Source organism: Streptococcus sp. 343_SSPC (assembly GCF_001072385.1).
Taxonomy (GTDB): domain Bacteria; phylum Bacillota; class Bacilli; order Lactobacillales; family Streptococcaceae; genus Streptococcus.
Genome location: NZ_JVKU01000029.1, coordinates 19130 through 40355 on the forward strand (window position 1 = coordinate 19130; position 21226 = coordinate 40355).

At 44.5% G+C, this 21226-nt stretch carries 21 protein-coding genes, 1 tRNA gene, 1 other RNA gene and 2 pseudogenes; 20 read left to right on the plus strand and 5 right to left on the minus strand.

What is annotated here, in order from left to right:
* Positions 1 to 5 precede the first annotated feature (5 nt).
* The 11 genes from ADH27_RS09265 (at position 6) to ADH27_RS09315 (ending at position 11127) form a co-directional block, all read left to right on the plus strand.
* Positions 6 to 500, plus strand: coding sequence for a PTS system mannose/fructose/N-acetylgalactosamine-transporter subunit IIB (locus ADH27_RS09265; RefSeq protein WP_006595112.1), 495 nt, complete (start codon positions 6 to 8; stop codon positions 498 to 500).
* A gap of 62 nt (positions 501 to 562) precedes the next feature.
* On the plus strand, positions 563 to 1405 hold the full coding sequence (locus tag ADH27_RS09270; RefSeq protein ID WP_048690546.1) for a PTS mannose/fructose/sorbose/N-acetylgalactosamine transporter subunit IIC: 843 nt from the start codon (positions 563 to 565) through the stop codon (positions 1403 to 1405).
* Positions 1389 to 2243, plus strand: coding sequence for a PTS system mannose/fructose/sorbose family transporter subunit IID (locus ADH27_RS09275; protein WP_048717665.1), 855 nt, complete (start codon positions 1389 to 1391; stop codon positions 2241 to 2243). The genes ADH27_RS09270 and ADH27_RS09275 overlap by 17 nt, the downstream gene beginning before the upstream one ends.
* Before the next feature lie 102 nt (positions 2244 to 2345).
* On the plus strand, positions 2346 to 2639 hold the full coding sequence (locus ADH27_RS09280) for a hypothetical protein (RefSeq protein ID WP_006595109.1): 294 nt from the start codon (positions 2346 to 2348) through the stop codon (positions 2637 to 2639).
* Between the two features lie 127 nt (positions 2640 to 2766).
* Positions 2767 to 3051: a co-chaperone GroES gene (gene groES, locus ADH27_RS09285; RefSeq protein WP_006595108.1), complete on the plus strand. Its 285-nt coding sequence runs from the start codon at positions 2767 to 2769 to the stop codon at positions 3049 to 3051.
* A gap of 23 nt (positions 3052 to 3074) precedes the next feature.
* Complete coding sequence (gene groL / locus ADH27_RS09290; protein ID WP_048717542.1) at positions 3075 to 4697, plus strand: chaperonin GroEL; 1623 nt, start codon at positions 3075 to 3077, stop codon at positions 4695 to 4697.
* Between the two features lie 1084 nt (positions 4698 to 5781).
* Positions 5782 to 7044: an ABC transporter permease gene (locus ADH27_RS09295; RefSeq protein ID WP_048717544.1), complete on the plus strand. Its 1263-nt coding sequence runs from the start codon at positions 5782 to 5784 to the stop codon at positions 7042 to 7044.
* A 15-nt stretch (positions 7045 to 7059) separates the two neighbouring features.
* Positions 7060 to 7692 carry an ABC transporter ATP-binding protein gene (locus ADH27_RS09300; RefSeq protein WP_009731296.1) on the plus strand — a complete coding sequence of 211 codons (633 nt, stop codon included), beginning with the start codon at positions 7060 to 7062 and terminating at the stop codon, positions 7690 to 7692.
* Between the two features lie 12 nt (positions 7693 to 7704).
* The gene (locus ADH27_RS09305) at positions 7705 to 9081 is read left to right on the plus strand and encodes an ABC transporter permease (RefSeq protein ID WP_048717545.1); all 1377 of its coding nucleotides are present in this window, start codon (positions 7705 to 7707) and stop codon (positions 9079 to 9081) included.
* A 70-nt stretch (positions 9082 to 9151) separates the two neighbouring features.
* Positions 9152 to 9805 (plus strand): response regulator transcription factor, encoded by a 654-nt coding sequence (locus ADH27_RS09310; RefSeq protein ID WP_048717547.1) that lies wholly within the window; start codon positions 9152 to 9154, stop codon positions 9803 to 9805.
* Positions 9802 to 11127 carry a sensor histidine kinase gene (locus ADH27_RS09315; RefSeq protein WP_048717549.1) on the plus strand — a complete coding sequence of 442 codons (1326 nt, stop codon included), beginning with the start codon at positions 9802 to 9804 and terminating at the stop codon, positions 11125 to 11127. Before ADH27_RS09310 ends, ADH27_RS09315 begins: the two co-directional genes overlap by 4 nt.
* Before the next feature lie 184 nt (positions 11128 to 11311).
* Here the strand turns inward: ADH27_RS09315 and ADH27_RS09320 are convergent, their stop codons facing one another.
* The gene (locus tag ADH27_RS09320; RefSeq protein ID WP_003011335.1) at positions 11312 to 12001 is read right to left on the minus strand and encodes an ABC transporter ATP-binding protein; all 690 of its coding nucleotides are present in this window, start codon (positions 11999 to 12001) and stop codon (positions 11312 to 11314) included.
* A 1-nt stretch (position 12002) separates the two neighbouring features.
* Positions 12003 to 13106, minus strand: a complete 1104-nt coding sequence (locus tag ADH27_RS09325) for an ABC transporter permease (RefSeq protein WP_048717550.1) — start codon at positions 13104 to 13106, stop codon at positions 12003 to 12005.
* A gap of 203 nt (positions 13107 to 13309) precedes the next feature.
* On the opposite strand from ADH27_RS09325, the pseudogene ADH27_RS09330 reads away from it, so the two are divergent.
* From ADH27_RS09330 to ADH27_RS09350, 4 genes and pseudogenes are all read left to right on the plus strand, one after another.
* Positions 13310 to 13828: pseudogene (locus ADH27_RS09330) on the plus strand (carbohydrate ABC transporter permease); the annotation flags it as partial.
* Positions 13829 to 13837: 9 nt separating this feature from the next.
* Positions 13838 to 15157: a glycoside hydrolase family 32 protein gene (locus tag ADH27_RS09335; protein ID WP_048717552.1), complete on the plus strand. Its 1320-nt coding sequence runs from the start codon at positions 13838 to 13840 to the stop codon at positions 15155 to 15157.
* A 175-nt stretch (positions 15158 to 15332) separates the two neighbouring features.
* A pseudogene (locus ADH27_RS09975) lies at positions 15333 to 15803 on the plus strand (transposase).
* Between the two features lie 86 nt (positions 15804 to 15889).
* Positions 15890 to 16153, plus strand: coding sequence for a SemiSWEET family transporter (locus tag ADH27_RS09350; RefSeq protein WP_048717558.1), 264 nt, complete (start codon positions 15890 to 15892; stop codon positions 16151 to 16153).
* 233 nt (positions 16154 to 16386) lie between these two features.
* Here ADH27_RS09350 and ADH27_RS09355 read toward each other — a convergent pair.
* From ADH27_RS09355 to ADH27_RS09360, 3 genes are all read right to left on the minus strand, one after another.
* Positions 16387 to 16459, minus strand: a tRNA-Lys gene (locus ADH27_RS09355).
* A gap of 2 nt (positions 16460 to 16461) precedes the next feature.
* Positions 16462 to 16655: non-coding RNA, 6S RNA (ssrS, locus tag ADH27_RS10565), on the minus strand.
* A 66-nt stretch (positions 16656 to 16721) separates the two neighbouring features.
* A complete protein-coding gene (locus ADH27_RS09360; protein ID WP_048717560.1) occupies positions 16722 to 17993 on the minus strand; it encodes a replication-associated recombination protein A in 1272 nt (423 codons plus the stop codon).
* Between the two features lie 114 nt (positions 17994 to 18107).
* Between ADH27_RS09360 and ADH27_RS09365 the strand changes: the two genes are divergently transcribed.
* The 5 genes from ADH27_RS09365 to ADH27_RS09385 are packed head-to-tail and all read left to right on the plus strand — an operon-like array spanning position 18108 to position 21170.
* A complete protein-coding gene (locus ADH27_RS09365; RefSeq protein ID WP_048717561.1) occupies positions 18108 to 18578 on the plus strand; it encodes a DUF3013 family protein in 471 nt (156 codons plus the stop codon).
* An 18-nt stretch (positions 18579 to 18596) separates the two neighbouring features.
* Positions 18597 to 19670, plus strand: coding sequence for a site-2 protease family protein (locus ADH27_RS09370; RefSeq protein WP_048717563.1), 1074 nt, complete (start codon positions 18597 to 18599; stop codon positions 19668 to 19670).
* A 23-nt stretch (positions 19671 to 19693) separates the two neighbouring features.
* Positions 19694 to 20236 (plus strand): hypothetical protein, encoded by a 543-nt coding sequence (locus tag ADH27_RS09375; protein ID WP_048717565.1) that lies wholly within the window; start codon positions 19694 to 19696, stop codon positions 20234 to 20236.
* 29 nt (positions 20237 to 20265) lie between these two features.
* Positions 20266 to 20700 carry an NUDIX hydrolase gene (locus ADH27_RS09380; protein WP_048717567.1) on the plus strand — a complete coding sequence of 145 codons (435 nt, stop codon included), beginning with the start codon at positions 20266 to 20268 and terminating at the stop codon, positions 20698 to 20700.
* Complete coding sequence (locus tag ADH27_RS09385) at positions 20697 to 21170, plus strand: GNAT family N-acetyltransferase (protein WP_048717569.1); 474 nt, start codon at positions 20697 to 20699, stop codon at positions 21168 to 21170. The genes ADH27_RS09380 and ADH27_RS09385 overlap by 4 nt, the downstream gene beginning before the upstream one ends.
* Positions 21171 to 21226: the final 56 nt, after the last annotated feature.

The window sequence follows — 21226 nt, forward strand, 5'->3', positions numbered from 1 at the left end:
AGAAAATGGTAGTATCATTTGTACGAATTGACGACCGTATGATCCACGGTCAAACAGTAACTCGATGGGCTAAAGAAAAGCCTTGTGATGGCTTGATCGCTGTCAACGACGCGGCGGCTTCTAATAAGGTCTTGATCCAAGCCTATAAAGGGGCTTCGGATAAGAAAACCTTTGTTTGGACCAAGGAAGCTTTCAAAGAAAAATCTGCAAAAGTAACGGAATCAGAAACTCGCTATTTCTTGATTACTAAGAACCCCATCGATATGAAAGAAATTTTGGTAGACCAAGGGTTTGTCCCAGGCGATGTCAAAGAAATCATTGTCGGTCCTGCAAATGACCGTCCGGGTGCTGTGAAATTGGGGAACAACCAATCCATCACCCAGGAAGAAGCAGAAGCCATCGAAGCCATTCAGGCTGCCGGCTACAAGGTGAAATTCCAGTTGCTACCAGATGTATCCATCGGTTACTGGGATGATTTCAAATCAAAATTCGGATTCTAGGGAGGGGAGTATCCTAGCTCTTCGTCACTAAACTATACTTACAAACAAAAGGAGCGTTTGTTATGACAATTTCATGGATTCAAGCAATCTTGCTTGGTATTTTCGCCAGCTTGTCTTCAATGCCTGGTATGGGTGGTTCCAGTATCGGGAACTATACACTTGGTCGTCCTCTGGTCGGTGGATTGATCTCAGGGTTAATCCTTGGAGATGTGACAACCGGTATCATGGTCGGGGTAGCCCTTCAGGTCGTATATATCGCCTTGGTTACTCCTGGTGGAACTGTATCTGCCGATGTACGGGCTATTTCTTATATCGGAATTCCTCTTTCCATCTTATTTGTTCATGCCAACAATATTACTGGTGAGGCAGCAATTGCAGCGGCAGCAGCCCCAATCGGTGCAGCCGTTGGGACTATCGGTACCGTTCTTTTCTACGGTACTGCAACCATGAACTTGCTTTGGCAACACATCGGTTGGAAAGCCGTTGAAGAAGGAAACTTCAAAAAACTCTACGCAGTGGACTGGGTTTACCCATGGATTTCTCACTTCCTCTTCTCCTTCCTTCCAACTATGATTATCACCAAATACGGTGAAAACATGGTGGATTTGATGAAACAATACCTTCCAATGGATGGTTACTGGATGAAAGCCCTCTTTACAGTCGGTGCCCTTCTTCCATGTGTCGGTATTGCCATCCTCTTGAAGCAAATCGTTACAGAAGTGAGAGACTTCATTCCATTCTTTGTTGGATTTACCTTGGCAAAATCTCTTGGCTTGAACTTGGTAGCGAGTGCGGTAGTTTCATTGATCTTTGCAGTGATCTACTATGAACTTGAAGTGATTAAAACAATGAAAGTCGTCCCTGCTGGAGCAAATGACTTTGACGATGATGAGGAGGATATCTAAGATGGCTGATAAAAAGAAAATTTCAAAGAAAACGCTAACCAAAGCATTCCATCATTGGTATTATGGTCACTTGACTTGTTTCTCTCAAGAACATATGCAAACCTTTGGGTATTTGACTTCGATGCTTCCAATCGTGGAAGAAATGTATGATTCCAAAGAAGAACAAAAAGAAGCTATGCAAACCTATACAGCCTTCTTCAACACGGAACCACAATTGGGATCATTGGTTGTAGGGATCACAGCTGGTTTGGAAGAAGCGCGTGCCAATGGAGAAGCAGTAGATGGCGAAACCATCAACGGGATGCGTGCTGGTTTGATGGGCCCAATCGCTGGGATTGGGGACTCCTTGGTTGTTGGGACCTTAATCCCTGTACTTCTCGGGATTGCCCTTGGGCTTTCTAAAGGCGGAAACATTGCAGGAGCTCTATTCTATATCGTCGTTTGGAACCTCTTGGTCTACTTAGGCATGCGTTTCGCCTTCTTCAAAGGGTATCACTTAGGGGACAAGGCTGTTGAATTCCTTGTAGGACCAAAAGGACAAGCCCTTCGTAAAGCGATTAGTGTGGTCGGTGGTATGGTCATCGGTGCCGTAGCAGCGACTTGGGTCTCTGTTACAACAGCCCTCGAATTCAAAAATGCTGACGGAGAAGCCTTCCTTAAAATCCAAGAAAAGATTGATGGTGTTTATCCAGGTCTCTTAACTGCTGTCTTTATCACTCTTTGCTGGTGGTTAATGGCGAAGAAGAAAGTCTCACCAAACAAGGTCATGCTTCTCTTAGTCATCATCGCCTTAGCTGGGGTAGCTCTTGGAATCTTTGATCCAGGTCTCAAATACTAAGAGAAAACTGGAAACAGTTTATTGCAACCGGAGCATTGAGAATGAAGTACGTGACCTCCTTTACGAATACTTCATTCTCAATTTTTATTGAAGGAGGCATCTATGCACACCAGACAAGAATTAATAAAGGGGTATGAGACGGAAATTCGCTACCAACGCCATATGTTGGAAAACTTGGGTCGCTGGTTTAGTGTGCTCTTTCTCATGGCCAGTATTGGTGGACTGCTGATTTATTTCTTTCACAAAACTTCTCTACTATTTTTGATCTTAGGTAGCTTGATAGCCCTATTTGGGCTAGTAGGGATGTTGCTAGTGGGCTATGGGATGTATCGTGGTCGAGCCAACTTGCAAAAAGTCATCCAAGCTTACCAACAAAAGTTGAATTTGGTTGGCTAAAAATCGAAAGCACTTCGAAGAGATTGAGGTGTTTTTTTCTTGACTATTTTTGACCAAGTGATACAATAGAAACATGAGTTAGCACTCGATATAAAAGAGTGCTAAAATACAGGAATGGAGGAACGATATGTTAAAACCATTAGGAGACCGCGTGGTCTTGAAAGTAGAAGAAAAAGAACAAACAGTCGGTGGCTTTGTCATCGCAAAAGCAAGTCAAGCTGAAACCAAAACTGCAGAAGTCATCGCTGTAGGTGAGGGGGTTCGGACCCTCAGTGGTGAGTTGGTAGCACCAAGCGTCAAAGTCGGTGATACTGTCTTGGTGGAAAATCATGCAGGCGTTGAAGTGAAAGACGGCGATGAGAAGTACACGATTGTTGGGACTGCGAGTATTCTTGCCATTGTTGAAGCCTAAAGAATCAGAAAGGAGAAAGATGTATGTCAAAAGAAATTAAATTTTCATCAGATGCTCGTGCAGCCATGGTCCGTGGGGTTGATATCCTAGCAGATACCGTTAAGGTGACCTTGGGACCAAAAGGCCGCAATGTGGTGCTTGAAAAATCATTTGGGTCACCATTGATCACCAATGATGGGGTGACCATCGCAAAAGAAATCGAATTGGAAGACCATTTCGAAAATATGGGTGCCAAATTGGTATCAGAAGTGGCGTCTAAAACTAATGATATCGCTGGTGATGGGACAACGACTGCGACTGTCTTGACCCAAGCTATCGTCCGTGAGGGGATCAAGAACGTTACAGCAGGAGCGAATCCAATCGGTATCCGTCGTGGGATTGAAGCAGCGGTTGCGACTGCTGTTGAAGCCTTGAAAAATAACGCCATTCCAGTTGCCAATAAAGAAGCCATCGCCCAGGTTGCGGCTGTTTCTTCTCGCTCTGAAAAAGTCGGTGAGTACATCTCAGAAGCCATGGAAAAAGTGGGCAATGACGGGGTGATCACGATTGAAGAGTCTCGTGGAATGGAAACAGAGTTGGAAGTCGTGGAAGGAATGCAGTTTGACCGTGGTTACCTCTCTCAATACATGGTCACTGATAATGAAAAAATGGTGGCAGACCTTGAAAATCCTTATATCTTGATCACCGATAAGAAGGTGTCAAATATCCAGGAAATCCTTCCATTGCTTGAAAATATCCTGCAAAGCAATCGTCCGCTCTTGATTATTGCGGATGATGTGGATGGAGAAGCCCTCCCAACTCTTGTCTTGAACAAGATTCGTGGAACTTTCAATGTCGTAGCTGTTAAGGCTCCAGGATTTGGGGATCGCCGTAAAGCCATGTTAGAAGACATCGCGATCTTGACAGGCGGTACTGTTATCACAGAAGATCTCGGTCTTGAGTTGAAAGATGCGACCATTGAGGCGCTCGGTCAAGCAAGTAAAGTGACAGTGGACAAAGATAGCACAGTCATCGTAGAAGGCGCTGGAAACCCTGAAACTATTGCCAACCGTGTAGCCGTGATTAAATCACAAATTGAAACCACAACTTCAGAATTTGACCGTGAAAAATTGCAAGAACGTTTGGCCAAATTGTCTGGTGGTGTTGCAGTCATCAAGGTCGGAGCGGCAACTGAAACGGAATTGAAAGAAATGAAACTCCGTATCGAAGACGCCCTCAATGCAACACGCGCAGCGGTTGAAGAAGGAATTGTTGCAGGTGGTGGTACGGCCCTTGCTAACGTTATTTCTGCAGTTGCAACCCTTGAATTGGAAGGGGATGAAGCAACAGGACGCAATATCGTGCTTCGTGCCTTGGAAGAACCTGTACGCCAAATCGCCCACAATGCAGGATATGAAGGGTCAATTGTTATCGATCGCTTGAAACATGCAGAAGTCGGAACAGGCTTCAATGCTGCAACAGGTGAATGGGTCAACATGATTGAAGCAGGAATTATCGACCCAGTGAAGGTGAGCCGTTCAGCCCTTCAAAATGCGGCTTCTGTAGCGAGTCTGATCTTGACGACCGAAGCAGTGGTAGCCAACAAACCAGAACCAGCTCCAGCAGCGCCAGCTATGGATCCGAGCATGATGGGTGGGATGATGTAACACACTTAGTCTAATGGATGCTGAAGCACCTCATTAGACTACGGCAAGCACTATGGTGCCTTGCCGAAGTGTCTTACTAAGAAAACAAAGAAGGCATTATCGGCCTTCTTTATTTTCTGTCGTAATCTGTGTGCTTGATTGAGGCTTTGCCTCTAATCATTTGACGCCAACCGCTATCAGGCGGTTTGGCTAAACGTCTTACTAGCTCAAAGGGAGGAAAGTATCGTTCCTCCCTTTTTCGCGTCGTAACCTATGTAACTGAAAGCACTATGGTGCCTTGCCGAAGTGTCTTACTAAGAAAACAAAGAAGGCATTATCGGCCTTCTTTATTTTCTGTCGTAATTTGTGTGCTTGATTGAGGCTTCGCCTCTAATCATTTGACGCCAACCACTATTGGGTGGCTTGGTTAAACGTCTTACTAGCTAAAAGGGGTTAGTAGAACCTTTTCAATTTTCGACTAATCATAGGACAAACGGGTTGCTTTAATCTCTTCTTTATGAAGAGAGGATACATATTTATATATATTGTAATAGTTTGTGAAATAAATTTAGCTGGAACCTGTTTTTTCTACAGATCGGTTTCCTTTCTTGACGAAACTAGGATTAATCCGAGGAGGATCAGAGCAGTCATTTGAGGTGCGGGTTTTTGTTTACATATAGTGAAATCACGGAGATGATACCCTTTGAAGCAGGTAGATAGATAGTAGATATTTTGAAGTAACCTGCCTGTTCGATATTTGGAATGAAATTGCAATACAAAATCCTTTATTTTGTAACAAAGATACGTTAAACTATAGGAAGTAGATAATTGTTCTACAATAGAGCAAGGGGGGAATACTTCCCACATACATGTCTAAAGACAAAAACTTGATCGAACAAATTAAAACTTTTTGATTCTTAATTTTTATCGACCTTTTTCATATTAAACTTTTTCATCCACCCCTTGCTAAGGCTCTTCCAGATTTTTCTGGGAGAGTTTTTTTCTATTTCATAAACATTTCACATTTCTCCTCTATAATGAAAGCAACAAATGATGAAAGCGCCCATATTGCATTGCTGTGGGCTTTGAAATGGAGGGTGAGCTCATGCTCTTACAACAGGCAATCGCCTATATTTCTCGAAAAAGAACGAGGAATCTGGTCCTCTTTCTGATTCTCCTCTTGATCCTCTCTTGCTTGTATTTCTGTTTTTCACTGATGCAAGTGGGAGGAAGACTGGAGGACCATATCAAGCAGTCGGCTGGGACCAGTTTTGCCCTGACCAGTAAGCAGGGGGATAGTCCCTTTGCGCTGAGGGAGGCTGAAAAGGTGCAGCGACTAGCTGGGGTAGGAGCCATGGTTCCTCAATATGAAAGTCCGGTTCGTATTCTTGGGAAAGAAGCGGTGACTGGGCAGCAGTCGGTGGAACGGGATGATCTGGGTCAGGAAGCCAAGCAAGCGCTAGGCGCTGTCTTTACCCAGAAGACAGACCAGCACCTGGATTTCCGCAGTGGTAGTTTCCAACTGGTGCAAGGCAAGCACTTATCCGACAAGGCTCGCGGCCAGATTTTGATCCACCAAGAGTTGGCTAAGAAGAACAAGCTAAAGGTCGGAGATTCCTTGACCTTATCCAGCTTTCAGATGGGAGAGACTCCTGCCAAAGAGCAAACCTTTGAAATCGTAGGGATTTTTTCAGGTAAGAAACAGGAAAAATTTACAGGAATGACCTCTGATCTGAGTGAGAATCAAGTCTACCTCCCTTATGAGGATGCGACTAAGCTTCTTGGTCTCAGTCAGCAAGAAGTGACCCAGGTCACCTTTGGAGTCAAAGATCCTGAGAAAATCGATGCCCTCTTGAAGCAAGTTAAAAGCTTGGATCTGGATTGGCAATCGCTACGCGTGGTCGAAGATCGCAAGGCCTTTGACCAGATGAAGGAATCCTCTCAGACCTTAGAAGGCCTGGTACGGATCATGATGATCGTCCTCCTGGTGACAGGAGCCGGTGCCCTATCGCTCTTACTCAGTCTCTGGACACGGGAGCGGATCCATGAAATCGGGGTGCTCTTATCCATTGGGAAGAGCAAGGGCCGGATCTTTAGACAGTTCCTCTTGGAGGTGGTGCTGGTATCCTTACTAGCGGTGATCCCAGCCTTTCTCATCGGACGGATGGTCAGCCATCGTTTCTTAGAGCAGTTTGTCGGAGAGACTGGTCAACAGCAGACCCTAGACTTGCTCAACCAAATCCCTCAAGGCCTTTCCTTAGGAATCGCCTATGCTAGCCTCTTGTGCTTGATCCTTCTGTCGCTCGGTGTAACTACCAGCATGATCTGGCGCAAGACCCCAAAAGAAATATTAACAAAAATGAGTTAAGGAGAAATGACACATATGTTAGAACTCAAGAATGTAGCCTATAGTTACCAAAGCTATAGTGAAGATATCCTCTCAAATGTGAACTATCAGTTCGAAAATGGGACATTTTACAGTATTATCGGTCAGTCAGGAACTGGGAAATCTACCCTCCTCTCTCTCTTGGCTGGTCTAGACAATCCCAAGAAGGGGCAGGTTCTCTTTGATGGGGAGGACATTCAGACCAAAGGGTCTAGCTACCACCGCAAGCACCATGTCTCCCTAGTCTTTCAGAATTACAATTTGATTGATTATTTGACACCACTTGAAAATGTCCGCCTGGTCAACAAACAAGCTGGGAAAGAGATTCTCTTGGAATTGGGATTGGACGAAACGCAAATCAAACGCAATGTCCTTCAATTGTCTGGAGGGCAACAGCAACGGGTGGCCATTGCGCGTGCACTTGTTTCAGAAGCACCTGTCATCTTGGCTGATGAGCCGACGGGAAACCTAGACGAACAGACAGCAGGTGACATTATTGCCATTTTGAAGAAGTTGGCCAAGGAGCGCCAAAAATGTGTCATCGTCGTCACCCACAGCAAGGAAGTAGCAGAGGCCTCCGATGTGGTCTTGGAATTGAGTCGTCGTAGCCTCGTTGAGAAGAGCAAGTAAGGAGGGAATGTTATGTTGCGCAATGCTTTTGCTTATATCACCCGTAAATGGCCCAAGTCTCTCTTGCTCTTTGCCATCATTCTCCTCATGGGGACCTTGAGCTTGATCGGACTCTCTATGAAGGGAGCGACCCAAAAAGCTTCATCGGAAAGCCTGGGATCCATCACCAATAGCTTCTCCATGCAGATCAACCGCCGGACCAATCCGGGAACCCCTCGGGGAGCGGGGAATCTCAGAGGAGAAGATATCGAAAAAATCAGCCAGGTAGAGGGGATCACTTCCTCCATCAAGCGGATCAATGCCATCGCAGATATCCTAGACCACGAGATCATTGAGACCGAAGAAACCCTGCAAAATCAATCTCCAGAGCGGGCTAAGCACTTCAAGAATACCTTGATGGTGACAGGGGTCAATGACTCTTCAAAAGAAGATAAGTTTGTCTCTGGTGCCTACAAGCTGGTCCAAGGGGAGCACCTGACTGATAAAGACAAAAACCAAATCCTCATGCACGAAGATTTGGCGAAAAAGAATGGCCTCAAGGTGGGCGATAAGGTACGTCTCAAGTCCAATCTCTATGATGCCGACAATGAAAAAGGGGCTAATGAAACCGTCGAAGTGACCATTAAAGGCTTGTTCTCAGGGAAAAACCAAGCTCCTCTAACTTACGCCCAAGAATTGTATGAAGATACACTCATTTCTGACTTGGATACAGCTGCCAAACTCTATGGCAATACTGTCCAAACAGCTACCTATGAGGATGCGACCTTCTTTGCAAAAGGGGATCAGGATCTGGATAAATTGATCGAAAAAATCAAAGCCTTGGATATCCCATGGAATTACTATGATTTGGTTAAGAGCTCTTCCAACTACCCAGCCTTGCAAAAATCTATCAGCAGTATGTTCCAAGTGGCGAACTACTTGTTTATCGGCAGCCTCATCTTTGCTAGTTTGCTCTTGACTCTTCTCCTTGTCTTGTGGCTCAATGCCCGTCGTAGAGAAGTGGGTATCTTGCTGGCTCTTGGACTTTCTAAGGTACAGATTGCGGGACAATTCGTGGCAGAATTGGTCATGATTTCCATTCCAGCCTTCCTCCTCTCCTATGGAGTCGCAGGTCTTCTTGCCAAAGCAGTGGGAGATACGGTGCTCAAAAACGTAACCAGTGGCATTGCCAAACAAATGGCTCAAGAATCCTCTGCAGCCAACCTTGGTGGAGGAGCTGAGGCGGAAAGCTTCAGTAAGACCCTGACAGATATCCATATGGATATCCAACCGAGCCAATTGTTGGTAATTGTTTTGGTCGGTGGGCTTCTCTTGATTCTCGTATCCATCCTTTCTTCACAATGGCTCTTGCATAAGAAACCGAAGGAACTCTTGGTGGATGTCGAATAAGAGATTGTTTCCTAAAATAGAAATAGGGTATAATAGGAGGTAGAAGTTTCTTAGATAAAAAGGAAAGTGTATGAAGATACTAATCGTAGAAGATGAAGTCCTGATTCGGGAAGGGATGAGCGACTATCTCATGGAATGTGGCTATGAGGTCTTTGAAGCAGGCGATGGGCAGGAGGCCCTGAACCTCTTTCACAGAGAAGCGCCGGATCTAGTCTTGCTGGACATCCAGCTTCCTATTCTCAATGGCTTGGAAGTGCTCAAGACCATTCGCAAGACCAGCTCAGTCCCTGTCCTCATGCTAACGGCCTTCCATGACGAGGACTATAAGTTGACAGCCTTTGGAGAGTTGGCAGATGGCTACCTGGAAAAACCCTTCTCCTTGTCCCTTTTGAAGGTCCGTATCGAAGCTATTTTTAAAAAGCTTCAACCTTCCCGGGTCTTCACCTATGGAGAGGCACGGGTGGATTTTGAGAGCTACACAGCCAGCCTAGCAGGCCAAGCCATTTCCATGAATGCCAAGGAGTTGGAAATCTTGGAATACTTGCTCCAGCATGAGGGCAAGGCCAGGACCCGCTCTCAGATCCTCGATGCTGTCTGGAAGGAGACGGAGGAGATTCCTTTTGACCGGGTGATCGATGTCTATATCAAGGAACTACGAAAAAAACTAGAGCTGGACTGTATCGTAACGGTACGCAATGTCGGCTATAAATTGGAGAGACCATGACCAAACGGAGTATCTTTGCAAAGATTTTTCTGATTACCTTTGCCCTTTTCAGTGGCTTAGTCATCCTTCTACATGCTTCGGTTTACTTTATTTTTCCATCGACCTATATCGAGTCCCAGCGTCAGGCGATTTTGAAGAAATCGCAAGCTCTGGCTAAGAGTTTCCAGGGCCAGGAAGAAGGGACCATTGAGTCAGTCATCGACCTTTATTCCAAGACCAATGATATCAAGGTGTCTATCAAAGGAAAACAAAAACAAAATGCCCTAGAGGTCAAGGATGACCTGCTCCTGAACCCTGATAGCCAGAACAATTCCCTGGTCATTGAAGAGCGAAAGATTCAGACCAAGGAAGGGAAAGACTTGACCTTGCAATTCTTAGCGACTGTTGATTCGCAAAAGGAAGCGCGGGACATCAGTCTGGGCTTTCTTCCCTATAGTCTCCTTGCTTCCTTTGTTCTGTCGTTGATTGCCTCCTATCTCTATGCCCGCATGATTTCTGCTCCGATCCTTGAGATCAAGCAGATGACCAAGCGGATGAAACGGCTGGATCGGACAGCCAGTCTTCCCATTCATTCGCAGGATGAGATTGGCGTTCTCAAGCAACAGATCAACGACCTCTATCACCATCTTTTAGAGGTGATCGACAATCTAGAGCAGCAGAAACAGGAAAATCTGAAGTTGGAGCAGATGAAAGTCGAATTTCTAAGAGGGGCTTCGCATGAGCTCAAGACTCCTCTGGCCAGCTTGAAGATTATCCTAGAAAATATGCGGGATAAGATTGGCCGCTACAAGGACCGGGACCGCTACCTGGCGGTCTCCCTCGATATTGTCGATGAGATGAACCAGATCGTCCTAGAAATCCTGTCCCTGTCCTCTGTCCAAGAATTGGCCGGAGACAAGGAATGGATCCAGCTGGATCAAGTTTTAGAGCAGATCCTCGACCAGTACAAGGTCTTGGCTCAATCCCGCTCGCTCACGATTGACAATCAGATCTCAGCTAAACCAGTCTATATGGACCCAGCGATTCTGAAATTGGTCCTCTCAAATGTCATCAGTAATGCCGTCAAGCATTCGGATGCGGGTGGAGAGATCCAGCTCCGTCTCGAAGAAGAAGGGACGCACTTGGCGATTGAAAATACCAGCCAGGAAATGGTAGAGACCGCCGAACTGCCAATGACCGCTAGCCGTCAGAAGAAGGAAGGCGGTCTGGGACTCTTCGTGGTCCAACACTTGCTAGACCATGAAGAACTGGCCTATCAATTTGATAAAACGGCTATGGGCTTGCGCTTCCGTATGGAACTGCCCAAAGATCCACAAGAATAAAAAGAGGCTGGGACAAAAGTCCTAGCCTCTCAATTATTTTTGGATTGTTTAGCAAGACGCAGTGGTTGAGTGGGCTCTACTACGCTGATTTCATCAGCTTTTACAGTCCTACTCAACTGTGCGGAGGTGGGACGACGAAATCGAATTCTAACGAATTACCGATTTCTGTCCCACTCTCTTGTATTTAATCAACCTTTTCTACCTTTAGCAATTGGCCGTGTTTTAATTCATAAATGGTATCCACATAGGTCAGGATGGAGCGGTCATGGGTCACCATGATGGCGCTCTTGTTTTTGGATTTGACTTCTTTCTGGATCAACTGGGCGATTTCTTGCCCTCGATCTGGGTCTAGGCTAGCCGTTGGTTCATCGGCCAAGATGACCTGTGGATTTCCGATGAAGGCCCGAGCAATGGCTGCACGTTGTTTTTGTCCACCGGACATCTGATTCGGATATTGGTGGTAACAAGCTTCGATGCCCAGATCTGCCAACAAGGCTTTGACCTCCTCTTGGCGTTTTTTCTTGTCCTTCTCCCCTTTTAATTTGGCCACCAGTTCTAACTGGTCACCGATTTTCATATAGGAGAGGAGCTGGTGATCTTGAAAGATAAAGCCGAGCAATTCCAGCCGTTTTTGCGTCCACTGGCCTTGGTTGAGGCCGGTCAAGTCTTGGCCAGCGATAGAAATCCGCCCCTCGTCCGCTGATAAGAGTAAACCAGCGATAGCTAAGAGAGTGGATTTACCGGATCCTGAAGGGCCCAAGATCGCGACAAATTCGTTGGGTTCGACGCTTAAATTCAGCTGGTTGAGGACATGGTGCATCTGGCTACCATCGGCGTAGGATTTTCTGATATTTTCTAATGCAATAATGGCCATCTTATTCTCCATTTCCACCAATGACTTCGATTGGATCTACTTTTTTGATTTTGACAAGGGACAAGGCACCACACAAAATAGAGGTCAGGATAAAGCTAACCGAGATGGTGAGATTGTCTTTCAGGGTCATAAAGGAAGGGACGCTATTAGGTAAAAATGGTGCCATTATGGTTGCTAAGCCAAGTCCCAGCAACACTCCGATGAGGGAGATAATGGTGAGCTGGGATAGTTGGACATAGGTAATCTGGCTCATGGACATGCCAATAGCCTTCAAGACGCCGAACTGTTTCAACTTCTGCAGGGTCAAGATATAGAAGAAGACCCCAAGGATAGCAGAAGAAGCGAGTAAGAGCACCCACGTAATCATCCGTAGCGTCAGGTTTTGAGCCTTGTAGCCAGGGATTTTATCGATCACTTGCTTCTTATCCGCCACCATTAAGTTGCTGGCTAGATCGCTAGAAGGGATGTCTTTCTTAGTCACAAGGGTTTGGGCTTGCCATTGATAGCTTGGATCTGTCTTTTGCCGCATGCCTGTGTAGGTATCCGAGCTGATAAAACCAATCTCGCTGTAGCCGTATTTGGCATTTTTCGCGAAGGCCACGACCTTGAGTTTTTGCTTAGAAGTTTTGTCAATCACGTGATCGCCGACTTGGATCCCTTCATCCTCTTTGAAAGAATGGTCCAGAATGACCTCGTTTTTCTTTAGGTCGGAGATCTTGAGGTCTGTATCTTCCATGATTGGATTGAGGATTTCTTCTTCGTTGTGATCGGTCGCGAAGTAGGTGATATCCAGAGTATTGGAATCCTCTGTTTTTGAGACGGTTGCCCGCTGGATGGACAAGCCCGAATAGTCCATTCCCTCTATCTTTTGGACCTCATCTAAATCTTTCTCCGTAATGGTTGAGAAGGGGATAATCCCTTCTGAGTCCGTCGAAAGGATGTAGTGTAGCGACCCATAGTTATCGATTTGAGCTGATACCGAACGGCCCAGTCCATTTGTCAGACCGGACAAAAACACCACCATAAACATGAGGATGGTAATGAGAAGTTCAATCAGGATAAACTTCTTGGGTTGGTATTTAATTTCATTCCATGCGATTTTCATATTCGTTCTCCTTTTAGCACGGAGGTGCTCAAGTAGCTTGGCACCTAAACATACTCTACCATCATACCACAAGTGGAGGGATAATATGGGGATGGTGTTTGGGGAAGGGGAAACGGATGTAAAAAGTGCGAGTTCAAAATTTTCAGCCTGTATCACCTTGACAATTCTTGTTAAAACTTGTAGAATGCAAAGGTACTAAGAACCTTTTAAAGTGGTTACTTGCTTTATTTATTATTCCAGTAGAAACTGTGTTAATTCCACAATTTACCATTATCAATTCCTTAGGTTTGGTCAATAATCGTCTTGCGGTTATTATTCCAGGATTGGCGAGTGTATTCAATATTTACTTATTTAGGAATTTCTTTATTGCAATTCCGGAAGGAATTCTCGAGTCTGCAAAGATGGATGGAGCAAGTATCGTTAGAATTTTCTTTAGAATTATGCTTCCAATGTCTAAATCTGCAGTTGCCACAGTTGGTGTTTTGTCATTTATGTCAAGTTGGAATGATTATATTTGACCATTGATGGTTTTGACAGATTCTTCTAAATTTTCAATGCAGGTTGCAATTACAACTACAACTATTAATACAACTCAACCAGTTTATATCAATCAGGTAATGGTTGTATTAACTATTTCAACGATTCCGTTAATTTTGGTCTATGTTATCGCTCAGAAATATATTGTTCAAGGTCTGGGTGGTTCCGGAACGGGAATAAAATAGGATATACTTATGATAAATAAAAAATTTACAGTAGAAAAAGCCAATCGTTTTATAGCAGAAAATAAACATCTGGTCAATACACAATATAAACCTGAGGACCACTTTTCAGCTGAGATTGGTTGGATCAATGATCCGAATGGATTTGTCTATTTTCGTGGAGAATACCATCTCTTCTATCAATTTTATCCTTATGATAGTGCTTGGGGGCCAATGCATTGGGGACATGCTAAAAGTAAGGACTTGGTGACTTGGGATCACTTGCCGGTTGCACTTGCACCTGACCAAGACTACGACCGCAACGGTTGCTTCTCAGGCTCAGCTATTGTCAAAGACGGTCGTCTCTGGCTCATGTATACTGGTCATATTGAGGAAGAAACTGGTGTCCGTCAAGTGCAAAATATGGCATTTTCAGACGATGGGATTCACTTTGAAAAGATTGACCAAAATCCAGTTGCGACAGGAGCAGACTTGCCAGATGAATTAATTGCCTCTGATTTCCGTGATCCAAAACTCTTTGAAAAAGAGGGACGCTATTATTCAGTAGTTGCTGCCAAACATAAAGATAGTGTGGGCTGTGTCGTTCTACTAGGGTCCGATAACCTAGTAGAGTGGCAGTTCGAATCCATCTTTTTAAAAGGAGTAGAACATCAAGGCTTTATGTGGGAATGTCCAGACTACTTCGAGTTAGATGGAAAAGACTGCATTATCATGTCACCAATGCGTTATCAACGTGAGGGTGATTCTTACCACAATATCAATTCTTCTGTTTTGGTAACAGGTAAAGTAGACTGGGAAGCTAAACAGTTCATTCCAGAAAAAGTAGAAGAAATCGACCATGGTCAAGATTTCTATGCACCACAATCATTAGAGGATGATCAAGGTCGTCGTATTATGATTGCATGGATGCAGACATGGGGTCGTACCCTTCCAACCCATGACCAAGGCCACAAGTGGGCATGTGCCATGACCTTACCGCGTGTACTTCGATTGAAGGATGGGAAATTATTTCAAACTCCTATCAAGCATGGGGACCATCAGATTCAAATTGATGGTGATCAGCGTTATCGTTTGGGAAGCGATACAGATTATGTAGAGTTTGGTTATGATAGCACTGCCAAGCAAGTCTATATCGACCGTAGTCATCTGGCTCAGAAAATCCTCGGTGAAGAGGAAGAAGATACGAGCCGCCGCTATGTAGATGTAGAGGCTAAAGAATTGGAAGTATTTATTGATAAAAATTCCATCGAGATTTTTGTCAATCAAGGTGAAGCCAGCTTGACAGCAACCTATTACTTAACAGTGCCAGCTGAGCTAACCCGAATCGATTAAAAATTAAGTTATTTCTCCTAAAGAAAAAGTTCTCTTTCTATGAATGTGGAAAGAGATTTTTTTGTTTGAATGGATAGTAGAGAAAGGGTAGTGTAAAATAAGTTGTGTAAACACAAAAAGGAATAAATCCGTTATAGTAGAGTTGCAACACATTACTAGAAAGAGATTTATTCCTATGACTCGATTTACCACAGAATTGCTTAATTTCCTAGCTCAAAAGCAAGATATTGATGATATTTTTCGTTCTTCTCTTGAAACAGCTATGAATGCCTGCTTCAAGCAGAGCTATCAGCCTTTTTAGGGTATGAGCCCTATGAAAAAGTAGGCTATAATTCTGGGACTAGTCGTAATGGAACGTATTCATGGAAATTTGAAACCAAATATAGGAAAGTCATGGAAAGTCTGGAGAATCCGGATAATCTTTTAACTTTTTATCAGTTTCCCTACCAGATTTGGCACAGCCTTTATTCGACAAACCTCATTGAGTCTCTTAACAAAGAAATCAAACGTCAAACGAAAAAGAAGGTTTTTTTTCCTAACGAGGAGGCTCTGGACCGTTACCTAGTATTATAATTTCAAGCAAAGTCAGCGAATCCGTAAAGGGTTTGGCCAATGTTCTGACACACTTGAAAGCTTATTTGATTAAAACTTCATAACTCTACTAGAGTTTTTACACATAATTATTGACAGTATTTTTCCTTTCTGAGATAATAAAACGTCAGGAGGTATTATATGTCTAAACAAAAAATTAATCGCTTTGTCGGATCTATTGGAGCTTTTATTGGGATTCTTGTCTTTATTGCATATATTCCACAAATTATCGCTAACTTACAAGGAGAAAAAGCTCAACCATTCCAACCACTATTCGCATCAGTTTCTTGTTTAATTTGGGTAATCTATGGTTGGACAAAAGAACCTAAAAAAGATTGGATTCTCATCATTCCCAATGCAGCGGGAGTGATATTAGGTGGTTTAACTTTTATTACTTCTTTATAAAAATTATATAAACAAAACCAGCAACTTCATAAAAAAGTTGCTGGTTTTGTTCTGCCTATTGCATGAATTTGTAAGAATTTTTCATATTGAAAGTAATCAAAAATATTGAAATATAGCTGATTTTCGGGAGGTGCTTTTAGGTAATTTCAATGAAATGATTTAAAAATGGGGCAAATCAGTTATAGACAAGCAAAAAAGCCTTGTAAATCAAGGCTTTTTCCTGTTAATTTAGATGCCCCCTGCAGGGCTCGAACCTGCGACCCATAGATTAAGAGTCTACTGCTCTACCAACTGAGCTAAGGAGGCAAAAAAAAGCTGTATTGGTGCCGAAACTTCACGGTTTGTATTGAACCCGCGCAATTAAGCAGGTGGGCAACTTGCTCTAACTGAAGCTGCTTCCGCGTGATACGGCCTGCATGCTGTTAGAAGTCCTTTGTTTCCCTAATAATACAAAAAATAGTCGGTCAACACTTAAGTGTGAAGTCGTACACCACAGCGTTTCTATATGTATATGATACCATATTTCAAAAAAATTTCAAGGGAAAATCTCAATTTTTTGGAACCGATATCACCTTTTCTTGAGTTGATCAATCTTCTCTTTTGTCGCCCCTAGGGCTCGCTCGTATTTGCCATTTTCATTTGGAGTGAAATAAGAGGCCCCCTTAAGCTTGTCTGGTAGGTAGTCCTGTTGGACCCAATTGCCAGGATAATTGTGGGGATACTTGTAGTCTTGGGCATTTCCCAAGGTCTTGCTTCCGGCATAGTGGCCATCTCGTAAATGGCGGGGGATAGGAAGATTGCCCGATTTCCGGAGGTCAGCCAAGGCCTTATCCATAGCCACATAGGCTGAGTTGGACTTGGGCGAGAGTGCCAGATCAATGACGACATTGGCGATGAGGATGCGGGCTTCGGGGAAGCCGATGCGCTCCGCTGCCTGAAGGGCTGTCACCGTATGGATCTGGGCATCTGGATTGGCCAGGCCGATATCTTCGTAGGCAATAACCGTCAAACGACGGGCTAAGCTGGGTAGATCGCCCGCTTCGATCAAACGTGCGGCGTAGTGGAGACTAGCATCGACATCAGATCCGCGGATGGATTTTTGAAGAGCAGAGAGGACATCGTAGTGGCCGTCTCCGTCCTTGTCCATAGTGATATAGCTCCGTTGGAGGCTGTTTTCCATGATGTCGAGACTGATGTGGCGAATGCCATCCTCCCCTTCCTTGGTAGAGAGGACGGCCAAATCGAGAGAATTATAGGCAGAACGCAGGTCTCCATTGGTCGAAGTAGCGATGAAATCCAAGGCCTCCTCATCGAGGGTCACAGGGAAGTCAAAGCCTCGCTCGGGATCGCTCAGCGCCAATTGGATTGCCTCTTTGACCTGTTCATTGGTCAAGGATTCCAGCTCAAAAATCTGCACCCGACTGCGAATGGCAGGCGTCACGGAGAAGAAAGGATTTTCAGTTGTAGCGCCGATCATGATGACCAGACCGCTCTCCAATAAAGGCAGGAGGAAGTCTTGCTTGGTCTTGTCCAAGCGATGGATCTCGTCCAAGAGCAAGACTAGGCCACCTGAAAACTTGGCTTCCTCTGCGATCTCTTGCAGGCGTTTTTTGCTATCGACGGTTGCATTGAAGGTCCGAAAGGCATACTTGGTCGTGCCCGCGATGGCAGAAGCAATACTGGTCTTGCCAATCCCTGGAGGACCATAGAGGATCATGGACGAGAGACGATTGGCCTCCACCATGCGGCGGATGATTTTCCCCTCCCCGATGAGGTGCTCTTGGCCGATGACCTGGTCGATGGTTTTGGGGCGCATGCGCAGGGCGAGATTGTCCGGCATGAGGGTCTCCTTTCTAGCTTTGTCTCCTTTAAAAGAGGCAGTTTTTATGGTAAGATTGTAGTAACTATTGTATCATATTCCGCTCTAAGAGTGGGAAATTAGAAAGAGGACACGATGTCTAAATATGGATTTTTGGATGTTTTAGAAGAGGAAATGGACAAGGTCTTTCCCTTTGACTTTGAGATCAATTGGGATAAGAAAAATCATGCGGTAGAAGTGGCTTTTCTCTTGGAAGTGCAAAACACAGGAGGAGTTGCCTTGGTCGATGAGTCGGGGGAGGAGTCTGACGAGGATATCTTCTTTGAAGAAGCCGTCATCTTCTACAATCCAGCCAAGTCGCATGTGGAAGAAGATGCCTATTTAACGGCGATTCCTTATGAGCCGAAAAAAGGCTTGTCTCGGGAGTTTCTAGCTTATTTTGCGACCTTCCTAAAGGATACAGCCGAGCTGGCCTTGGATGACCTCATGGATTTCTTAGCAGACGAAGAAGCAGAGAGCTTTGAGATCGTCTGGAACCAAGAAGTCTTTGAAGAAGGCAAAGTCGGCCTAGAAGAAAGCACCTTTTACCCTTATCCGAGATATTAGAAACGAGTGGGAGAGTTAATGAAAAAAATTGGGACCTACCTGGTTTACGGCCTGTCCTTTCTTCTCTTGATGGGGGCTTTTGCCTTGGGGACGATCGCCTTTACGGATTTAGGCTTTCAACTGGTTTTTGTACCGGGCTATCTCTTCACTTTTGGTAGCATGTATCTCATTTTCATTCTCCATGAACTGGGGCATGCTTTTTGTGGCTATCTGACGGGCTATCGCTTCGTTGCTTTAGGCTTGGGAAGTTTCCTCCTGACTAAAAAAGCAGGGAAGTTTCGTCTTAGCTGCACGGCAGTTCTGAAAAATGTCGGCGCCCAGTATATTGGACTAAAAGAGGATGAAAGTGACCAACGAATGATTTTGATGCTTTCAGGTGGGATCTTGGTTCATTTGACCTTACTTATCTTATCCATCCTCTTTGGAGTTCTGACACAGAGTTGGTATTTTGCAGGCACATGGATTTGTCTCAATCTCTCCTTCATTTTGACCAATGTTCTCCCCCTTGGGATTACAGATGGAGCCAAAATTTTAGAATTGATGCGCCATCCTGAAAATGTAACCTATGCTTATCTAGGACTGCGCCATTCTGCTCAGACCCTGCTAGCCCCAGAAGACTACGACCTAAAAGACTTTGTTGGGCCTGTCCCTGAGGAGGCGCGAGGAGGCTTTGTGGAGGGTGCCTTAGCCCTTCAGGGAGAAGTCTTGATCCTAGAACGCGATCGAGAGGCGGCTAAAGAGCACTTTCAGGCTTTACTGGAGAGGGCAGATAACCCGATGATTCAAACGGCCGCCCAGTTGTCCCTACTGCATATCGCCTTGTTGGAAGGTGATCATGAGAAAGCAGAGGAATACGCGTCCATTCGACGAGTCAAGTCTTTTTTGTCGATGAAATTGACCAATATACAGGCGGTCCAAGCCTGGTATCAATTTAAGGTCAAGAAAGATTTGGCCCAGACACACAAGGCGATCAAGCTTGCCAGACAGAAGATGGATGTGAGTCGCATGCTGCGGGATGAGAAAGCTTATTACCAGCAGTGGTTAGATGAGTTGGAACAAGCCATACAGGAAGAAGAGACTCAGGTGAGCTGAGAAATAGGAAAGGGAGCTGTCCGATGCTTCAGAAATTTAAGCGGTTATTTAGTAAAAAATCCCAAAAATCTCAAGAACGTGAGTCGATCCTTCCCCGCAATCGCTTTGCGGATTTAGATTTTGAGCGAGTATTGAAGTCAGGAACTCGTTGTTGTGTTGATGAAGATGGGCACTATGTTGACGATGGTAAAATCACATTATTTGAATTTTCTATAGACTTTGCAGAATTTGAGTTCATAGGTGATTTCAAAATTGAGGAGGAAGATCAGTTTAAGCAACTATTAGCTCGTTTGAATAGTTTTGACAATGCCATTCAGTCCCATTTGGAAAGCGAGTTGCAACAACCTATCCCTCAGTTTGCCAAGAATCTCGGCTATACTCAGAAGAGATGGGAGAAAACCTTTTACTTCCATCCTTGGATATTAAGTTTTGAGGAAAACCCGCCTAATCTTCGCTATGTTGCAGATTATGTAAATGATGAGTTTACGGTTTATTTTGCTAAAAAACATGGCAGATGGCAAGCATACTGGGATGCAGAGTGCCAAAAGGTGATTGAAGAAGGCTAGCTAGGTTATGATAAGAAAAGGTCATCATCATGGAATTATTGGATAAACACTTGGATTTTACGGGTTGTAAGATTGCTTTGATTTGTGATGGGCGAATTTTGACCATCTTACGCGATGATAAACCAACTATTCCTTGGCCTAATCTGTGGGAGTTACCAGGAGGTGGCCGCGAAGGGGACGAGAGTCCTTTTGAGTGTGTATCGCGTGAAGTTTATGAAGAATTGAGCATCCAACTATTGAAAGATGACATAGTTTGGTCTTGGATCTACCCCAGCATGTTAGATGAGAACAAAAACTCCGTCTTTTTAGTTGGGAAATTGACACAGGAACAGTTTGACAGTATTGTCTTTGGAGACGAGGGACAGGGCTATAAGTTAGTGAGACTTGAAGAGTTTTTGGCGTCAGATCGGGTCGTTCCCCAATTACAAGAACGAGTGAGAGATTATGTGGAGAAAAGTTTATGATAACACTTGAGAAAGCAGGAGCAGAGGATTTAGAAACCATTATTGCCATTCAAAGAGCCAGCTTTAAGGCTGTCTATGACAAATACCAAGATGAATACGATCCTTATCTGGAGGACCGTGAACGAATTAAGTGGAAACTAGTCGAACGTCCCAATGGCTATTACTACTTTGTGAAAGAAAACGAAGATAAAATCGGATTTCTTCGAATTCAGACCAATGACGAGTTAACGGAAGCTTGGTTGGGGACCGCAGCGATTCTGCCTCCGTATCAGGGAAAAGGGTATGGATCTGAAGGATTACGCTTGCTAGAAGAGGAATTTTCAACCGTTAGACAATGGGATTTGTGTACGGTGTTACAGGATGCAGGCATGGTCGCCTTTTACGAGAAGAATGGCTACCATCAAACCCATATCGAGCCTGAAAAAGAAGGCATGGATATGGTCTACATGAAAAAATTGATTGACAAATAGAAAGGATGGTTCAGTTAAATTTCTAAACTGAACTCGCCCTAAATACTGTGCCAAAA

Bases quoted from the DNA above. Each gene is read 5' to 3' on its own strand.
- ADH27_RS09280 (WP_006595109.1), top strand. From the start codon at position 2,346: ATGCACACCAGACAAGAATTAATAAAGGGGTATGAGACGGAAATTCGC.
- ADH27_RS09370 (WP_048717563.1), top strand. From the start codon at position 18,597: ATGAAAAAAATTGGGACCTACCTGGTTTACGGCCTGTCCTTTCTTCTC.
- ADH27_RS09275 (WP_048717665.1), top strand. From the start codon at position 1,389: ATGAGGAGGATATCTAAGATGGCTGATAAAAAGAAAATTTCAAAGAAA.
- ADH27_RS09295 (WP_048717544.1), top strand. From the start codon at position 5,782: ATGCTCTTACAACAGGCAATCGCCTATATTTCTCGAAAAAGAACGAGG.
- ADH27_RS09365 (WP_048717561.1), top strand. From the start codon at position 18,108: ATGTCTAAATATGGATTTTTGGATGTTTTAGAAGAGGAAATGGACAAG.
- ADH27_RS09300 (WP_009731296.1), top strand. From the start codon at position 7,060: ATGTTAGAACTCAAGAATGTAGCCTATAGTTACCAAAGCTATAGTGAA.
- ADH27_RS09375 (WP_048717565.1), top strand. From the start codon at position 19,694: ATGCTTCAGAAATTTAAGCGGTTATTTAGTAAAAAATCCCAAAAATCT.
- ADH27_RS09335 (WP_048717552.1), top strand. From the start codon at position 13,838: ATGATAAATAAAAAATTTACAGTAGAAAAAGCCAATCGTTTTATAGCA.
- groL (WP_048717542.1), top strand. From the start codon at position 3,075: ATGTCAAAAGAAATTAAATTTTCATCAGATGCTCGTGCAGCCATGGTC.
- ADH27_RS09310 (WP_048717547.1), top strand. From the start codon at position 9,152: ATGAAGATACTAATCGTAGAAGATGAAGTCCTGATTCGGGAAGGGATG.
- ADH27_RS09315 (WP_048717549.1), top strand. From the start codon at position 9,802: ATGACCAAACGGAGTATCTTTGCAAAGATTTTTCTGATTACCTTTGCC.
- ADH27_RS09265 (WP_006595112.1), top strand. From the start codon at position 6: ATGGTAGTATCATTTGTACGAATTGACGACCGTATGATCCACGGTCAA.
- ADH27_RS09385 (WP_048717569.1), top strand. From the start codon at position 20,697: ATGATAACACTTGAGAAAGCAGGAGCAGAGGATTTAGAAACCATTATT.
- ADH27_RS09320 (WP_003011335.1), bottom strand. From the start codon at position 12,001: ATGGCCATTATTGCATTAGAAAATATCAGAAAATCCTACGCCGATGGT.
- ADH27_RS09380 (WP_048717567.1), top strand. From the start codon at position 20,266: ATGGAATTATTGGATAAACACTTGGATTTTACGGGTTGTAAGATTGCT.
- ADH27_RS09270 (WP_048690546.1), top strand. From the start codon at position 563: ATGACAATTTCATGGATTCAAGCAATCTTGCTTGGTATTTTCGCCAGC.
- ADH27_RS09325 (WP_048717550.1), bottom strand. From the start codon at position 13,106: ATGAAAATCGCATGGAATGAAATTAAATACCAACCCAAGAAGTTTATC.
- ADH27_RS09305 (WP_048717545.1), top strand. From the start codon at position 7,705: ATGTTGCGCAATGCTTTTGCTTATATCACCCGTAAATGGCCCAAGTCT.
- ADH27_RS09360 (WP_048717560.1), bottom strand. From the start codon at position 17,993: ATGCCGGACAATCTCGCCCTGCGCATGCGCCCCAAAACCATCGACCAG.
- ADH27_RS09350 (WP_048717558.1), top strand. From the start codon at position 15,890: ATGTCTAAACAAAAAATTAATCGCTTTGTCGGATCTATTGGAGCTTTT.
- groES (WP_006595108.1), top strand. From the start codon at position 2,767: ATGTTAAAACCATTAGGAGACCGCGTGGTCTTGAAAGTAGAAGAAAAA.